Source organism: Clostridium sp. L2-50 (assembly GCF_000154245.1).
Lineage (GTDB): Bacteria > Bacillota > Clostridia > Lachnospirales > Lachnospiraceae > Coprococcus.
On the sequence record NZ_DS480318.1, the window covers coordinates 208,796 to 223,477 of the forward strand.

General features: G+C 46.4%; 18 protein-coding genes and 1 pseudogene. 2 read left to right on the forward strand and 17 right to left on the reverse strand.

Going from position 1 to position 14,682, the window contains the following annotated elements; translation table 11 throughout:
• The first annotated feature begins 425 nt into the window (after positions 1-425).
• On the forward strand, positions 426-1,808 hold the full coding sequence (locus CLOL250_RS06285) for a hypothetical protein (RefSeq protein ID WP_008401419.1): 1,383 nt from the start codon (positions 426-428) through the stop codon (positions 1,806-1,808).
• A 26-nt stretch (positions 1,809-1,834) separates the two neighbouring features.
• Here the strand turns inward: CLOL250_RS06285 and CLOL250_RS06290 are convergent, their stop codons facing one another.
• From CLOL250_RS06290 to CLOL250_RS06340, 12 genes and pseudogenes are all read right to left on the reverse strand, one after another.
• Positions 1,835-3,343 (reverse strand): recombinase family protein, encoded by a 1,509-nt coding sequence (locus CLOL250_RS06290; protein WP_044945288.1) that lies wholly within the window; start codon positions 3,341-3,343, stop codon positions 1,835-1,837.
• 89 nt (positions 3,344-3,432) lie between these two features.
• Positions 3,433-3,609: a hypothetical protein gene (locus CLOL250_RS14145; RefSeq protein ID WP_005945143.1), complete on the reverse strand. Its 177-nt coding sequence runs from the start codon at positions 3,607-3,609 to the stop codon at positions 3,433-3,435.
• A gap of 133 nt (positions 3,610-3,742) precedes the next feature.
• Positions 3,743-3,946, reverse strand: a complete 204-nt coding sequence (locus CLOL250_RS06295) for a hypothetical protein (RefSeq protein WP_117506436.1) — start codon at positions 3,944-3,946, stop codon at positions 3,743-3,745.
• A gap of 507 nt (positions 3,947-4,453) precedes the next feature.
• Positions 4,454-4,876, reverse strand: a complete 423-nt coding sequence (locus CLOL250_RS06300) for an RNA polymerase sigma factor (protein WP_172679366.1) — start codon at positions 4,874-4,876, stop codon at positions 4,454-4,456.
• 466 nt (positions 4,877-5,342) lie between these two features.
• Complete coding sequence (locus CLOL250_RS06305; RefSeq protein ID WP_179148991.1) at positions 5,343-6,074, reverse strand: ABC transporter permease; 732 nt, start codon at positions 6,072-6,074, stop codon at positions 5,343-5,345.
• A gap of 13 nt (positions 6,075-6,087) precedes the next feature.
• Positions 6,088-6,819, reverse strand: a complete 732-nt coding sequence (locus CLOL250_RS06310) for an ABC transporter permease (protein ID WP_008401423.1) — start codon at positions 6,817-6,819, stop codon at positions 6,088-6,090.
• On the reverse strand, positions 6,812-7,735 hold the full coding sequence (locus CLOL250_RS06315; protein ID WP_147554301.1) for an ABC transporter ATP-binding protein: 924 nt from the start codon (positions 7,733-7,735) through the stop codon (positions 6,812-6,814). Before CLOL250_RS06315 ends, CLOL250_RS06310 begins: the two co-directional genes overlap by 8 nt.
• A 17-nt stretch (positions 7,736-7,752) precedes the next feature.
• On the reverse strand, positions 7,753-8,178 hold the full coding sequence (locus CLOL250_RS06320) for a DUF3887 domain-containing protein (RefSeq protein WP_008401425.1): 426 nt from the start codon (positions 8,176-8,178) through the stop codon (positions 7,753-7,755).
• Positions 8,179-8,190: 12 nt separating this feature from the next.
• Positions 8,191-8,958: an ABC transporter permease gene (locus CLOL250_RS06325; protein WP_005945168.1), complete on the reverse strand. Its 768-nt coding sequence runs from the start codon at positions 8,956-8,958 to the stop codon at positions 8,191-8,193.
• Between the two features lie 92 nt (positions 8,959-9,050).
• Positions 9,051-9,974 (reverse strand): sensor histidine kinase, encoded by a 924-nt coding sequence (locus CLOL250_RS06330; protein WP_044945291.1) that lies wholly within the window; start codon positions 9,972-9,974, stop codon positions 9,051-9,053.
• 2 nt (positions 9,975-9,976) lie between these two features.
• Positions 9,977-10,679: pseudogene (locus CLOL250_RS06335) on the reverse strand (response regulator transcription factor).
• Positions 10,672-10,860 (reverse strand): hypothetical protein, encoded by a 189-nt coding sequence (locus CLOL250_RS06340; protein WP_005945178.1) that lies wholly within the window; start codon positions 10,858-10,860, stop codon positions 10,672-10,674. Before CLOL250_RS06340 ends, CLOL250_RS06335 begins: the two are co-directional and overlap by 8 nt.
• A gap of 147 nt (positions 10,861-11,007) precedes the next feature.
• On the opposite strand from CLOL250_RS06340, the gene CLOL250_RS06345 reads away from it, so the two are divergent.
• Positions 11,008-11,373 carry a helix-turn-helix transcriptional regulator gene (locus CLOL250_RS06345; protein WP_187383057.1) on the forward strand — a complete coding sequence of 122 codons (366 nt, stop codon included), beginning with the start codon at positions 11,008-11,010 and terminating at the stop codon, positions 11,371-11,373.
• Positions 11,374-11,542: 169 nt separating this feature from the next.
• Here CLOL250_RS06345 and CLOL250_RS06350 read toward each other — a convergent pair whose 3' ends face one another.
• The 5 genes from CLOL250_RS06350 to CLOL250_RS06370 all read right to left on the reverse strand — a co-directional run bounded on the left by CLOL250_RS06350 (position 11,543) and on the right by CLOL250_RS06370 (position 14,630).
• A complete protein-coding gene (locus CLOL250_RS06350) occupies positions 11,543-12,958 on the reverse strand; it encodes a relaxase/mobilization nuclease domain-containing protein (protein WP_008401432.1) in 1,416 nt (471 codons plus the stop codon).
• A 79-nt stretch (positions 12,959-13,037) separates the two neighbouring features.
• Positions 13,038-13,328, reverse strand: coding sequence for a CD1845 family protein (locus CLOL250_RS06355; protein ID WP_005927606.1), 291 nt, complete (start codon positions 13,326-13,328; stop codon positions 13,038-13,040).
• A gap of 175 nt (positions 13,329-13,503) precedes the next feature.
• Positions 13,504-13,845, reverse strand: coding sequence for a plasmid mobilization protein (locus CLOL250_RS06360; RefSeq protein ID WP_005927607.1), 342 nt, complete (start codon positions 13,843-13,845; stop codon positions 13,504-13,506).
• Entirely contained in the window at positions 13,845-14,027 is a 183-nt protein-coding gene (locus CLOL250_RS06365) for a DUF4316 domain-containing protein (protein WP_005927608.1), read from the reverse strand. Before CLOL250_RS06365 ends, CLOL250_RS06360 begins: the two co-directional genes overlap by 1 nt.
• Before the next feature lie 12 nt (positions 14,028-14,039).
• Positions 14,040-14,630, reverse strand: a complete 591-nt coding sequence (locus tag CLOL250_RS06370) for a defense against restriction DarA-related protein (protein WP_202615304.1) — start codon at positions 14,628-14,630, stop codon at positions 14,040-14,042.
• Positions 14,631-14,682: the final 52 nt, after the last annotated feature.

The following is a 14,682-nucleotide window of genomic DNA, read 5'->3' on the forward strand; positions in this document are numbered from 1 at the left end:
ACGGCGGAACCTTGGATGGAAAAGGGGAGGCTGGGCTGGCTTTTTTGATTGATAAACAAAGTAGCGTTTTGATGTCGAAGAATGTTGACTTTGCGTATAAATAGGGGTAATATGTAAAATATAAATAATCGAATAGAGGGGGGATTTCTTTTATGCCTTTTGGGGCAGATCTAATTAAAATCCATGAATCGGAATAATTGAATAAGTATAAGTGAAAATAATAGTATTGTGTTGATTCCCTTTATTTAAGGGGATCGAGAATTGTAATATTGATATGTAAAAACGGAAACTAAATAAGTAATGAAGAAATAAATTTCTTTACTTTATTATATTATATGTGGAGGATTGTGAATGGATACATTAGAGAGAAAACAAAAATTACAAACATTGCCGTGGTATGCATTACATGAAATTGCTAAAAAAATGTGTATAGACGAAAAGGAAATAAATGGAAAGGAAAAAGTGTAATAATCAGCAAAATTTTATCTTATGGAGGGCTTTCGGATGAGGAAATTGAGCAATATGTAAATGATTATATTTATGGGGATCGAGTTACATTTACATTGTGGACATTTGGCAGCAAATTGGAAGCATCCGATTATGAAATAATAAAAAAATTAGAAAATAAGGAGGAGTATATAGATTTATCAGGATATAGAAAATTAAAAATATTATCTGTTAAAGAATATTTGGATCGTATAGAGATTTTATATGTTTATAGCAGAGAATATATGTATATAGATGAAAATGGTAAAAATGCAAATATTTGGGAACAACATAGAGGATGCTTATGGATAGGAAGGACAGAAACATATTTAGCATGTATTAGTAAGCATGAAAAAATGACAATATACATTACGAAATATATTGCGGACGTATTAAAAAATTCTATAGTACAAATAAAACCGCCTAAGTCAGCTATTGATAAATGTACAAATTTTAAGGCAATAAGTAGGATTGTATTACAGGGAAAAGATGGAGAAAAAACAATTGTTTCAAGAGCGGGAGGAATTACTATTGAGCAAGAGGAAGAAATAGATAGAATTAGAAATGATCGTATGGATACATCGGGAAGTTTTATTTCGTCAATTACAAGTGACATAGAGGCAACAATTAAATATAATGTTCGAAATGGAAGTATTGGAATATATAAACATTTACCAGCACAAGTGTTATTTAAGTGGTCGGAAAACGCAATAGGTATTATTTTAGAAGAAATAGAAAATCTGAAAGGTCAACCAGCAGAAGAAATATTTAAGGAAGTTGGACAGGAAATTAAATGGACTGGAGTAAGTACATCAGAAATAACTCAGTTAAATTGGTATTTAACGCAAGTTATTGCAGCCCTTAATAGAGATGATGATTATGCATTACAAATACCTAACGATAAATTATCTTTACTGGATAATGATAAATGGTTTACTAAAATTTCAAGAATATTTTGTAAGACATGTGATTCTTATGAGGTTCCGTATTGTTCAGAATGCGGAGAAGAATTAAGAATAAGCAAAGGTATTTTACGTGAATGCGGATGTGGAGCTCCGTTGAAGATGAAATGTGCAGAAGGCCATGAAACATGTGAAATTGTAAATTGGTATGTTCCAAAACCAATGTTAATTCGAATGATAGATAAAAATATACGAAAAATATATAAGGATGATACGTTAAATTATAGTATTTGTATTGCAGGTGATTGGATACATATAGCAAATCTTTCGGAAAATACACAAGAGAGGGTAGAAATTCCGTTTGTGGAAATTGAATGTTTTAAACATCGGTGTACAAGGGGTACAAACAAGATAAAATAGAAATGAGGGGCGATAGAGCGGAAATGTCAGATTTTCCACTCTATCTGAACACGGTCGCTGGTGGCCTTGATCGTAGAGATCAAACCATCGGCGGCTTTTCTTTTGTCGTCAAAATCTATGCTGTCCCAGTTGTCGAGATAATAGGATAACTTCTTTATCTGCTGGGGAGATATGGTTTCAACGCTCAATTCAGCGATTGCCTTTGAAATGGTCTGGCGTCGGGTGTCCAGTTCTTCAATTTTTTTGTTAGCGTAGGCAAGCAAGGTCGCATTGGCTCCGGTCAGCGTATCCAGCAGCTTTTCAATTTCTGCCTCCACCTGTGCCAGTTCCACTTGATAGGCTGTCAGTTTCGGATTGACTTTTTCCTCCCTGCCGTGGAGTATCTGAAAATCTTTGAACTTTTCCTGCATGGCCGAGAAAATGAATTGCTCAAATTCTTCTTTGCGGATTTTCCCGCAGCCCGGACAGCCTTTATTTTCCGTCCGTTTGGTACAGCGGAAATACCCGGTGCTGTTTGGTACATGGGTGGCTTTCAGAGCATACCCACAATGACCGCACTTGATTTTTCCAGCCATCCAAGTGTTCTTCGGTTTTCGTCCCTGCTGGAAGGTGGTATTTGCCATAAGTTTTTTCCGACATTTCAGCCATGTGTCAGAGGAAATGAGTGCTTCATGAGGAGCGATAACAAGTATCTGGTCTTTTAAGCACCTGTCCTTGTCCTCCTTCACATCCCGTCCCTGATAGAGATAGCAGCCGTTTGTTCCGGCAAAGTCAGAAGCGTCATTGACAATCGCTGCGCCCTGACTCTTGAAAAATTCGTACAGCTCCAAATCGGCCTGTGCGTAAACGGGGTTTCTTAAAAGCTGGGAAAGAAATGTACGGAACATGGATTTGCCATAAATTTTTATGTCATGTTCCTCGAAGTATCGGGTAATATCTCCGAAGGAGGTTTCCGGTTCAGCGTACATTTCAAACATCAGCCGAACATGGTCGGCGGCTACGGGGGCGGCAACCATTTTCTTTGTGCGGATACCTTCTACCACAGTAGGCTCTAACTGATAACCGTATGGTGCCTGTCCGCTCATGTGAAAGCCTTTCAGGCACCGGGAATAGTAGGCGTCTGTGACACGCTTCTGAATTGTCTCACGTTCAAGCTGGGCGAATACAATGCAGATATTTAGCATGGCCCGGCCCATCGGGGTCGAAGTATCAAACTTTTCCGTGGAGGATACAAACTCCACATCGTACTCTTGAAACAGCTCCATCATCGTTGCAAAGTCCAGAATAGAGCGGCTTATACGGTCCAGTTTATACACGATGACCCGCCTGACCTTTCCCTTGCGAATCTCGCCCAACAGCTTTTGAAACTCCGGCCTATCCGTATTTTTACCGGAATAGCCTTTGTCCTTGAATACCCGGCAGTTCCCACCTTTCAATTCATACTTGCAAAAGTCAATCTGACTTTCAATGCTGATACTGTCCTTGCGGTCTACTGACTGTCTTGCGTAAATACAATCTTCTCTGATAAATTCCATATTGGGCTCCTTTCCTTGTTGGAATGGAGCTACCAACCTTACAACTATATTATACCATCAGCAGCCCCGGACAACAATGTTGCGAATGATTAGGGAAATCTGTCCCCATATTTGCTGAACACCTCATAAAGACAACGCTCAATTTCTTTTTTGCGCTGTGCTTTCTCCTTCGGGGGAAGTACCGGCGTGAGGCTTTCCAGCACAATGATCTTCCCTTGAAATGCGACAGCCTTTGTTTCTCGTTCATAAGTGACAGCTTGCGTCATTGAAAACCTCCTTTGCGAAAGTGCGTGTATATGCCAGCCTTTCCCACTTGTCCCGTGGGGAAATGTCAAAAGACGGCACCCCGCAGGTGCCGCCCTTTGAGCTTTCTCCACTTCGGGTCGATGTGGCCCGAGGTCAGTAAGGACTGGAATGGTACTTTTCTTTGGCGTCCTCCACGCTGTTGAGGTCAAATACTTCATAAAGCTGCCCCACAACACGCCGTATATCCTTCTTTGAAAATCCGCAGTTCTCCATTGCCATAATGACATAACCACGGCAGGCGTCATTGCTCCATTCGTCCGGTTCCAAGCCGGGGATCATTCCAAACGCATTTCCCATAAAGTGCTCCTCTTTTGAAAAGATGGGGAGCCACGCCGGATCGGTTGGCCTATCATCAGACAGCATTGCCGGGGGCTCCCCATAGGTTTTCACTTCATTTCAGACACATCGGACGGACATAGGCTTCATGCCCCATAGTATTTCAACTCTCCCCATTCTGATGGCAAGGCGTTCTCATTGCCTGCGACGGCTCACGGCTTGCAAGGCCGCTTCAACGCTCGGACTGTGACTAAACGCAAGTATCCGGGTTCTGCGCCTGTTCCGGTGGAGCCAGCCTTGCCCCACCTATGGCATGGACCTGTTCGCTCGCTCAGTTTTACAAAGACTGTATTCTCTGAAATCCGAGGTCATGGCGGGTCTGTCACACAGCGCGTTCCCCTTCGTATCCGGGTGTCTTTTTATTCAATTTTCAATCTGCATGAGGCTTGTCTGAACCTCGGGCCATTGTGAGCCGAAGTGTTTTACCTCTCATAAGCCATTTCATTTTCCGGCCTAAATCGGTACGCCTTACAAAGAATTTTTCAAAATTTTTTCTAAGCGACGCAGACCTCGCTCGATTGCGACACGAACTACTTTTTCATGGACGCCCTCTGCCCGGGCAATGTCCTGTTTGGTCATGCCGAGAATGAAATGGGCATAAATCCGTTTTGCCTGTTTGTCTGGCAGACTGGTAATCGCTGCGTGAAGTTCCTGCATGGTCACTTTCCGCTCATACAGTTCATGGGGAGATAAAGCGACAAAGACAGCCTCATGCTCCAGCCCGTCATCCCGATCAAGGGAATAGTAGGCTTTGTGGCGGTATGTACGCAGCCGATAAGCAGCCTCTTTACGATCAAACTCTTTGAACATTTCTGCAACTTCTTCCGATACTTCCATGAAGCAATCCGATGTATAGAATGGGTAATAGTCCCGCAAATTGATAATAGCCATATTGACCTCCGTTTCGGTTGTTGGTTGACGAGTGACCGAAACGAAGGCGGCGGGGAGCGGCACCGGGGAATGACTTCGGGCCAACATGACCCGAAGCAGCCCCATAAGAACACAAAAGCGCCCGGGCGGCATGAAGCCACACGGACGCATGAAATGACATGATAGTTAAGGTTCCAACAAATTTCGCATACATAGCCGGAATAACCCGGAGGGGGAGCTACGCTTTTTTTAGCTGGTGCAGATCATGGGTACTGTGAAAAAAGACAAAAATAGACACGGCGGCAATCCTCCTATATGCCGCCGTGGATTTACACGGTGTTAGGTCGTCGTTGGTTTAGGATAGACGAAAAGAAACGGCGGCTCTGAAAATCAAAGCCGCCGCTTCATAGGCGCGTGAAAATGTGTCTGCTTTACGACGGCTTTTTTTCTTTTGCCGTCGTCCGGCAGATCATTAGATATATTGCATTTATTTAGTCTTGCGGTTCAATCCTTTCAAAATTAACAATGACAAAATCACACAAACCATCAGAATTACAACGCCGATTAAAACCTGAAACATATTTGCATTATAATAACCAGAGATATTGAAAACGGCTGTCATGGGATATACCGTCTTTAACTGCTGGGACATACTCGCAAATAATCCAGCAAACGAATAAATTTCTGCAAATACCAGAGCCAGCCAATACCCCTTTTTCATCCGCGCTACCAGAGCGATAATAGGAGAAATTGCAAAGAATACGCCTACCCCATCCAGAAAATATATTTTCAGATTTTCTAACACAAGGCCAACGGAAAGTGCTTCTAAATGCAAAACTGCCTCGACAAGAAAGGTAATTGCAAAAAGTAAAAGGTAAATCAGAACGCTGAACACAAAGGCAAGTATCATTTTGGCAAGTGTCAGTTTCACTTCATCTACGGGAATGAGCCGCAGAGATTTTAAGGTATCCTCCTGTTCCTCCCGGCAAATCATATAACTTCCCAATAGGGCAATTACAGCAGGCAGAACATAAAAGGTAGCAAGGGATTGGGCCGCTGTCATAAACCATCCAGCCCCGTCAATATATCGGCGGTCATAGAATGTAAACTGTCCCTGTGCAAAGACGATCAACCCTACCATGACTGTTGCAAACCCAGCAATCCAGAGTATTTTGGAACGGTGGAGTTTCTGACTCTCCGCCCAAAGCAAATCTTTCATCATTTTTTGCACCTCACTTTCTCCGAACCAATGCCACATTCGCCAATACAGCCGAAGCAGCAGCCCATACACCAATACACAGAAATGCGGCTGGAATATTTAATGGCTGATCGAATACAACACCCGGAATATCATACATAACAATAGCGGTCATACTGGACAGCGGATGTAGGTACATATTCACCATCAAGAGGATAAAGCCGAGGAATGTATAAATCAGCGTCAGGCAAACAGGGAGAATATAGCCCTTTTGCGCTGCGGCAACCGCCAGTACTGGTAACATCGCAAAGGCGGTCAACAGAGAAATTTCCATACACTTCCGCAAAAGATAAAGGACACTTTCACTGTCAAAGGGAATATAACCGGATAGTATGCCGGTCAGAATGGACGCCGTTGCGGTAACTAGCATAAAGCAAATGGAATACACCAGCACCACAGCAAACTTGCTGAAAAAGTATGCCATTTTATTGACCGGTACAATCCAAAGCTGTTTGAGCATATCATACTGGTTTTCGTTATACATCAGCATGGTACACAACATCCCCAGCACTACCGGTAGGATGATCCACGGGGTATAGCTGAACGCTGTCCATTTGTAAAACATAATGGGGTCCACACCGGTTCCTTTGACACTTGAAAAGTAAAATACGGCAGCCAGTGGCATAAAGAGCGCCGCCAGCAGCATGAGCCAGATAAACTTTCTCCGGCGCAGTTTTAGAAATTCAACTTGTATCAGTTTAAGCAATTCCCTCTCCCCCTGTGATCTGTTTGAAATAATCCTCAAGGGTATCATTGCAGATTTGGGAGCTGATAACAGCTACATCCTGCACCACAAGGGCCTTGTTGATTGCCGCCATATCCAGTGCGGTGTCATAAAGCCGCAGGTTGTGTTCGTCCTGCACCGCATAATCGGTCACATGGAATTGCCTTTCCAAAATTAAAGAGGCTTTTGGAATATCCGACACTTGAAGCTGGATGTATTTCCGATTTTTCTTTTCTAATTCTTCCATGCTGCTTTCTTCCAGCAGAACCCCGTGGTCGATAATGCCTATGTCATCTGCCAACAGTGAAATTTCGGAAAGTATATGGCTGGAAATTAGGATGGTTTTGCCACGCTCCACACTTAAATTCTTAATAAAGTTCCTCACTTCGGCTATACCGATAGGGTCAAGTCCATTGGTCGGCTCGTCCAAAATCAAAAGCTCCGGGTCATGCAGAATAGCGTTGGCAATACCGAGGCGCTGCTTCATGCCGAGGGAATACTTACTGAACAGCTTTTTGTCCTTGTAGGGCAATCCCACAACTTCCAGCACGTTCTTGACGGCATTGGGCTGGGGTGTCCCTCGTAACTTCGCAAAAATTTCAAGGTTTTCTGTGCCGGTCAGATTCGGATAAAAACCGGGAGTTTCGATGATGGCTCCAATACGGGGATAAATGCGTTTCTCATGGCCTTTGATGTTCTGTCCGAACACATCTACTTCGCCGGAAGTGATTGGTGTAAGGCCCAAAATCATTTTCATAATTGTGGTTTTACCGGCTCCGTTGCGTCCTAAAAGTCCATAAATCCGGCCCGGTTTTACATGAAGATTCACAGAATTAACGGCAGTTTGTTCCCCGTAAATCTTTGTCAGCTTTTTGGTTTCAATCACAAGATCACTCATAAAAATGCCTCGCTTTCTCATTTTGTTTCGTTCTTCCAGATAACATAGTTGTAAAGGCTGCCATCCGGGAAATAGTTGATGAATACTTTGAAATTGCCTTTGTCACAAGGAATGACAAATTCAACACGGATTTGGTCAGAGTGTTCCGGCACATAGCAGGACACATCCGGGGAAGTGTTCTCCGGCAGCCCGCCCAGCTTATCGACTTCTTCTTCCCATGTTTCCTGTATCGTCTCCGCAGAAATATTGTCCTGTACGCCCGGCGGCAACGCATTGAAGAAAGTTTCAAAATCTCCATCCATCATTTGGTTAAAGTATTCGGTTGCTTCTTCCGTAATGGCCTGTTGGTCGGGAGCCTCGCCGGAAGATGGAGCGGCCTGCTGGCAGGCACAAAGAGAAAAAACAAGCAGAATACCGAGTAATAAACAACTCAATCGTTTCATAGGTCTTTCCTTTCAGTAAGATTGCTTTTTTAGAGCCACTACGGATGCGGCGGCAAATGTAGCACCGATCAAGAGCAGCGAACCGACACAAACAAGCGGCGAAGTATTGAATAAAACGCCTTGCATCAGGCTTTCTACCATAGCTGCGGCCGCTTCGGAAATATGGGGATAAATCCCCATCACGCTTGCCAGCGGGTGTATTCCCGTAAGATAAGCCGGGGCAATGACTACGGGAATCAGATAAAGCAGCGTTGCGCCAATGGGCAGGATATATCCCTTTGACAGCGTGGAAAGAAACACAATCGGAAGCATGGCTATGGGAATCAGAATACCACCTGCCAGATACAAAAGACCAGCGTCCATCAGTGTTTGGGCGTTCAGATCGGGAAAGCCTCCGGCAATCAGCCCACCGACAACACACAAAAGAAAAGTAATCAGGCACAGTCCTACGGACATCAGAATAACCACAGCGACTTTTGAAAAGTATAGCTGTGCTTTTGTAATAGGGATGATAAGCAGTTCTTTCATCGTGTCATTTTTGTGTTCATCGAAAAACAGTGTCGTTGCAAACATTCCCAGCACAATCGGCAGAAACAGGCTGGACAGATTCTTAAAGGCCAGTGTGTAAAGGTCGCCAAAACTATCCATAAAGGGACTGCTCCTTGAAATGCTGCAAGCCCTTTCAATCGCAAACGCTCCAAGCAGAAGTGTTAGAGCCAAAATGCACCAGACAATTTTATTCCGTTTCCATTTCTGGATTTCAGTTGTAATAATCGTCATACGGTTTCCTCCTTTCATGGTTCCAATTATAAAACGCAAACCTTGCCATAACCTTGCCGAGATAAAATTTTTTCAAAAAAAGCTCCGTGGGATCACAGAGCTTTCGGAAGTATGATGATAAAGGTTGTTCCGTTTCCGGGAACACTAGCGGCTGTAATCGTTCCTTTATGAATACTGACTAACTCTTTGGCAATCGAAAGGCCCAGCCCGTTCCCTTTGGCAGAACGGGAGTGATCGCATTGATACATCCGTTCAAAGATATGCGGGAGATCAGAGGCGGCAATCCCGTTGCCGTTATCAGCAACAACGATTTTTGCCTGCTGCTCAGTTTCAGTCACGGTCAGGAAAACTTTGCTTGCATCACTGTGCGTCAGAATATTTTGCAGTAAATTATTGAGAATACGAGTGTAGGCGGTAGAGTCAACCCGTGTCATGTATTCTGTTTCGGGTATCTCAATTTCATAGCTAAGATCGTGGTTTTCCAGCAGCGGCACCCAATCAGCCATGATGTCACGGGAAAGCTCATTCAGGTCGCAGACCTCAAAATGAAAAATCTGTTCCCCGGCATCCAGCTTCACCCATTCAAACAGGGCGGTCACAAAATCTTTCAGGTGGTGGGCTTTTTCCATAGCCACCCGAATGTATTCTTCCTTCTCAGCTCCTGTTACCATCTTGCTTTCCACAGCCTCCAAATATCCAACCAGAGAAGCAAGAGGGGTTTTTACATCATGGGAAAGGCTTGTCATAAGCCGTTTATAAGCCTGTTCGGATTGCTTTTGCTGTATAAGCCGAGATTGGCTGCTCATGGCAATCTCGTTAATATCATAACAGATTTGTTTTGTCAGGTCGCTTTCCCGCACCAATACACGGCGGTTCAAATTCCCGGCTTTTATATCGTTTAGGGCATCCCTAATAAGAAAAAGCTGACCACGGACGCGGTGAAGTTTTCCCAAAAGATAGCTGATTACCAGCAAAGCAATCAATAAGGACAACAATAGATAAAGGTTAATTTCCATGCTCATGCCTCCTTGTTAAAGCGATACCCTACACCGCGGACAGTCTGAATATAAAAAGGTTGTTCTGGATTTGGCTCGATTTTTTTTTCGCAGTTTACTGATAAATGCCATGAGGTTATTGTCGTCAAAATCATATTCTTCTGTCCACACCTGCGTATAAAGTTGTTTTTTAGTAAAGACCCGACCCTTGTTGGACGCCAAAAATAGAAGCAAATCAAACTCTTTGCCGGTCAAGTCTACCGGGAGATTTTGAACCGTTACGGTTCGGTTGATTTTATCAATTACCATATCTTTCAGAAGCATGGTGGCGGCTTCGTTTCCGGTCACAGGGTTTAAGGTGGTATAGCGCCGGATTAGAGAATTGACACGAGCCATTAGTTCGTTAATTCCAAACGGCTTTGTCAGATAATCGTCCGCTCCCAGCCGCAGACCAGAAACCTTATCTTCTTCGTCGCTTTTGGCGGTCAGCATCAGCACCGGCACATTGTTTTTCTCTCGGATTTTCTGCAATACTTGAAACCCGTTCATATCTGGCATCATCACATCCAGAATAATTAGTGAACAGGTATCCTTGTTTTTTTCCAGTAGCCTCAGACCCTCTAAGCCGCCATGTGCTACTACCGCAGATAAATTTTCTTGTTCCACACATTTTTTCATCAAGGCACAAAGTTTCTTGTCATCGTCTATAATCAAAACACTATTCATGTTTCAGCAACCTCCCTTGTTTTGTCCGGCCATCAATCGGCTTTTCCGCAGCTTTAGGGATCAGCCAAACACCAGCCATTTTCACAGCACCGGGGATACGTCCACCAGCACAATAATAATTTGCCCTACGAGGTGTCACGCCCCACTTTTCGGCGGCCCCTTTCAATGTCATATAGTCCATTTCGCGCCTCCACAGAATACATTATAGTTCTTTACCTCGAATAGTACAAGTTGGAGGCTGCACATTGATGAAATGAAATACTACTTTATGTAAAATTTCATTACATTCTCATAATCCAACCCGAAATGTACAATGATATAGGGTGATATGAGAATGAACCAAAATGAAAGAAGGTTTGACTTTCACGGCCTCGGGGCGGCTCTCAAACGGGCCAGAGAAGAAAAGGGCTGGACGCAAGCCTATGTTGCGGAATTGGTAGACCGTGACTCCCGTACCATTATGAATATTGAGAACAAAGGTCAGTATCCCAGCTTCGACCTTTTTGTTAAACTCATTACTATGTTTGACGTTTCAGTTGACCAGTTTATTCATGCGGACGGAGGGGCAAGGTCAAGCTCTTGCAGAAAGCATATTGATGTGCTCCTAAATTCCATGAACGAGAAAGAGCTTGTTGTCATGGAGGCCACAGCCGAAGGGCTCAAGAAAGCCAGAGAAACGGAGGTTCCAGAATAAGGGCCTCTGTTTTTTTGCGCCATTTTCGGGGGTGCCGCTAAGTGGCAAGCAATGCCTCTGTGGCCACAAGTGGCACAAAGGCGGCTTGTTGGGGCTCGCCCCAAACCCGTATCTTCGGGCCAACATGGCCCGAAGTGTCAGCGTCGCTTTGCTCCTTGTTTTCATAACCTTAACGCTCCTTTTCCTGCTTTCTTCCCGGTTCGGTGTAGCCCATCAGAGTGTCAATGTTCGCTTTGATCGTGACGATCTCCTGCATATCCCGTCGTGCCTTTTGATATTCTCCATAGAGCTGTTTTTTCTTTGCTGTGAGCTTACGGCCTTCTTCCTTCAGCACATCCATTTTGGGGAGCTTCGCCCCGCCCAGCAGAGAGCGCATTTCCGCTTGTGCAGCCCGGTACAGTTCAAGGTCGGCCTCATGCTCCGCAAGGAATTTCCGGCTGTACTTCGTCGCCTTATACTGCTCAAAGACTGGGCGGGTTTTGGCATACTGAACCGTTGCGGCCTTTAGCCCGGCATTGGTTTTCATGGCCTGCTCCGTCTGCTTGACCTGTTCGGAAATAACATGGAAACGGTCTGCCGCCTCGGTGGCTTTCTTCGCCAACTGCTCATAATCGGTCAGGTTATTGTCCTGTATATAGGCAAGAGCGGCGGCCATCTGCTTAATGTTAAATACCTTCGCCCAGCGTTCATATCCCGGCCCCTTACCGGCAGCCAGCTTTGCTTGAATATCCACCGCCAGACTGATTTTCCGCTCCGAGCGCCCGGGGCGTTTTTCTTTGCCCTCAATGGCGGACAGAACATCTTGCAAGTCGTAGCCGTCCCCCAGCGTGGAGGCACGCAGACGGGTGAAGCGTTCCTGTCCCTGCCCGGTCAGCCGGAAGCTGATACCGCCGCCCCGAACCGTCTTGACCTCATACCCGGCCCGCTTCATCAAATTGAGAAATTCGTCCAAATCAGCGGGGCGTTCCGCCAACGCAGTATCAATGGCAAGGCGCAGCCTGTCCTGATAGGAAAGCGGCCCTTTCCGGTCTTTCTGCCACTCTCCATAGTTCCGATACTTGCCCTTGCTCCGGGGCTTCGGGTTCTCCACGATGGATAGCCCGTTTTCAAGGCACAGCCTGTCAGAGAGCCGCCGAAGGGCGAAGCTGGAGCCCCAAAAATTTCGGAATTTCCGGGTGCAGTCAAGGGTGGTGGAGTTGTAATAAATGTGACAATGGATGTGCTGCTTATCGGTATGCGTGGTAACGATAAAAGCGTGCCGCCCCTTTGTCCAGCGCATAGCCAGCTCATAGCCGATACGGTTCGCCTCCTTCGGGGTGATCTCGCCCGGATAGAAGGATTGTCGTATCTGATAGCACAGCACATTATTTTCTTTCTTCTGTTCCCGGCCCGTCATAGCGGCATAGCTGGCCTTTGCCAAAAGGAACTCGTCCGCCACGGTGGCCGGATCACATTCATAAGCGGAGATATACTTTCCGCTTTCTGTTTTCTCCGGGTCCTTGCCATAGTCCAGACAATCCCGGATAGCCTCAGCAATCGTTTCGCCTTCGCCCGCATGGCGCTGTAACAAAGTTGTGGTAGCCAAAAATCATTCCTCCTTTCCATGAGAAAGGGGCGGCCCATTCAGACCGCCCCGACTTCGGGCCAGTATGGCCCGAGGCTGCTTAACTTGCCAGAAACCGGTACAGAGCGGATTTGCCTCCGTCCAGCGCCCAAAGAAGGGAGCCCGCCGCCGCTTGCAGTCCATACGGCGAAAGAAGGAAGGCAAGAAACAGAAATACAATCCCGCCTATGGGCGTCGGCGTGAAAAAGAGAGCGACACCCAGCACCGTCAGGATCACAGAGGCAATCGTCAGCAGGACGGCACAAATATCAAATAGGAACACCAGCAGAGCCGCCAGAAGGGACAACGCTAAAGCAAAGGGAGCAACCAATATTTTCAGCAGTATCTTCATCTTCAAAACCTCCTTTATCTATCCTTCCTACCTCTATTTTATCATGCTTGCCCGGGGACATAAATGTTGCGAAAGATTAGTAAATCCTGTCCCAAACTTTTGGGTCATACTGGCCCGAAGTGGTAAAAAAAGAGCAGGGCGGCAAGCTCCGCAACGGAAGCCTGCCGCCCTCGTCTTACTTTGCCACCAGCTCGGAAAGCTCCCGCAGCACCTTTGACACCTCGCCCCACAGCTTTTCATAGTCCCGCTTCAATCCGTCGATTTCCTCCGGGTACACGCCATAGGTGTGTGCGTGTACGGCGACCTGATTGAGATTGTTGGAACAGCGCCGTTGCAGAGAGATCAGCTCTTTTACGGGCGTAAGGTCGATGTGCAGGATATACCCGTTCAGAGCCATTTTCCGTACATAAGCCCCGGCGTTGGAAATGCCCGCCTCGGCCATCCGCTCATGGATGGCCGCCAGCTCGTCCGGTGTTACCATGACGTGCAGATGGACATTCCGCTTGCGGTTCTCCATCAGCGTTCCAGCTCCCGGCCTTTCCGGCGTTCTTTGGGCTCCTTTACCTTATCCAGCGGTTTTGTGTCCAACTCCGGGGGCGTGGGCGGGATGGGCGTGTTGTTGGGTACGCCGTCGATCATGTTGCAGTTCTGCTCTGTGGAGAGCTCGGCGGTTTTCAGATAGTTGTCTTTTTCGTGCATGGCGATCCTCCTTTATCGTTCCTCATGGTTTTTATGGTTTCGCTTCTGGCCGGGTTCCTTCGGGGGTTCCTGCCCTCTGGTTTCATCTTTGAGCCGGGCAGTAATGGATGGGCGCACCCGGTCAGGATTGCCCGGTGCTGGTTTCAGCTCATAATCCTCCATCTGCTTTTCGGTCAGCGGCTTTGCGTAGGTCAGTTCGCCCCATGCCATCAGCCTGCCGTCTGCCACAGGACGCCGCCTGTCATCATCGTAGTTGACGATGGAAAGAGGCTGGTTATCCGGCGGCTTCGGGTAAGTTCCTATGTCCACGGGCCGCTGGGTGGAATAATAGCGGTAAACGCCCTCCGGTCCCAGCTCGGTATGCTTGACCGCCGCATGGTAAAACTGCTGATAGTCGTCCACCCGGCGGTCAAAGTCCCTCTGCGCCCACGCCTGACTGGTTCCATAGCGGCCCCAGTAGTAATCCCGATGGCCGTTTTCCCCCTCGGTAAACTGCCAGGTCACAAAGGGGCTCGGCGCTCCCGGATTATGCCCCAGCGCAAAGCCGTGTCCGGTTTCAAAGGTGGCAGCTTTCAAAATCACATATCCTTGTACTGTCTCCAAGAGATTCCTCCTTTCTGTGCCTCGGGCCAACATGACCCGAAGTGCTGGATGT

Excerpts from the sequence above, each read along its gene's own strand:
- CLOL250_RS06290 (WP_044945288.1), bottom strand. The coding sequence starts at position 3,343 with ATGGAATTTATCAGAGAAGATTGTATTTACGCAAGACAGTCAGTAGAC.
- CLOL250_RS14145 (WP_005945143.1), bottom strand. The coding sequence starts at position 3,609 with ATGACGCAAGCTGTCACTTATGAACGAGAAACAAAGGCTGTCGCATTT.
- CLOL250_RS06295 (WP_117506436.1), bottom strand. The coding sequence starts at position 3,946 with ATGGGAAATGCGTTTGGAATGATCCCCGGCTTGGAACCGGACGAATGG.
- CLOL250_RS06300 (WP_172679366.1), bottom strand. The coding sequence starts at position 4,876 with ATGGCTATTATCAATTTGCGGGACTATTACCCATTCTATACATCGGAT.
- CLOL250_RS06305 (WP_179148991.1), bottom strand. The coding sequence starts at position 6,074 with ATGAAAGATTTGCTTTGGGCGGAGAGTCAGAAACTCCACCGTTCCAAA.
- CLOL250_RS06315 (WP_147554301.1), bottom strand. The coding sequence starts at position 7,735 with ATGAGTGATCTTGTGATTGAAACCAAAAAGCTGACAAAGATTTACGGG.
- CLOL250_RS06320 (WP_008401425.1), bottom strand. The coding sequence starts at position 8,178 with ATGAAACGATTGAGTTGTTTATTACTCGGTATTCTGCTTGTTTTTTCT.
- CLOL250_RS06325 (WP_005945168.1), bottom strand. The coding sequence starts at position 8,958 with ATGACGATTATTACAACTGAAATCCAGAAATGGAAACGGAATAAAATT.
- CLOL250_RS06330 (WP_044945291.1), bottom strand. The coding sequence starts at position 9,974 with ATGGAAATTAACCTTTATCTATTGTTGTCCTTATTGATTGCTTTGCTG.
- CLOL250_RS06340 (WP_005945178.1), bottom strand. The coding sequence starts at position 10,860 with ATGGACTATATGACATTGAAAGGGGCCGCCGAAAAGTGGGGCGTGACA.
- CLOL250_RS06345 (WP_187383057.1), top strand. The coding sequence starts at position 11,008 with ATGAGAATGAACCAAAATGAAAGAAGGTTTGACTTTCACGGCCTCGGG.
- CLOL250_RS06355 (WP_005927606.1), bottom strand. The coding sequence starts at position 13,328 with ATGAAGATACTGCTGAAAATATTGGTTGCTCCCTTTGCTTTAGCGTTG.
- CLOL250_RS06360 (WP_005927607.1), bottom strand. The coding sequence starts at position 13,845 with ATGGAGAACCGCAAGCGGAATGTCCATCTGCACGTCATGGTAACACCG.
- CLOL250_RS06365 (WP_005927608.1), bottom strand. The coding sequence starts at position 14,027 with ATGCACGAAAAAGACAACTATCTGAAAACCGCCGAGCTCTCCACAGAG.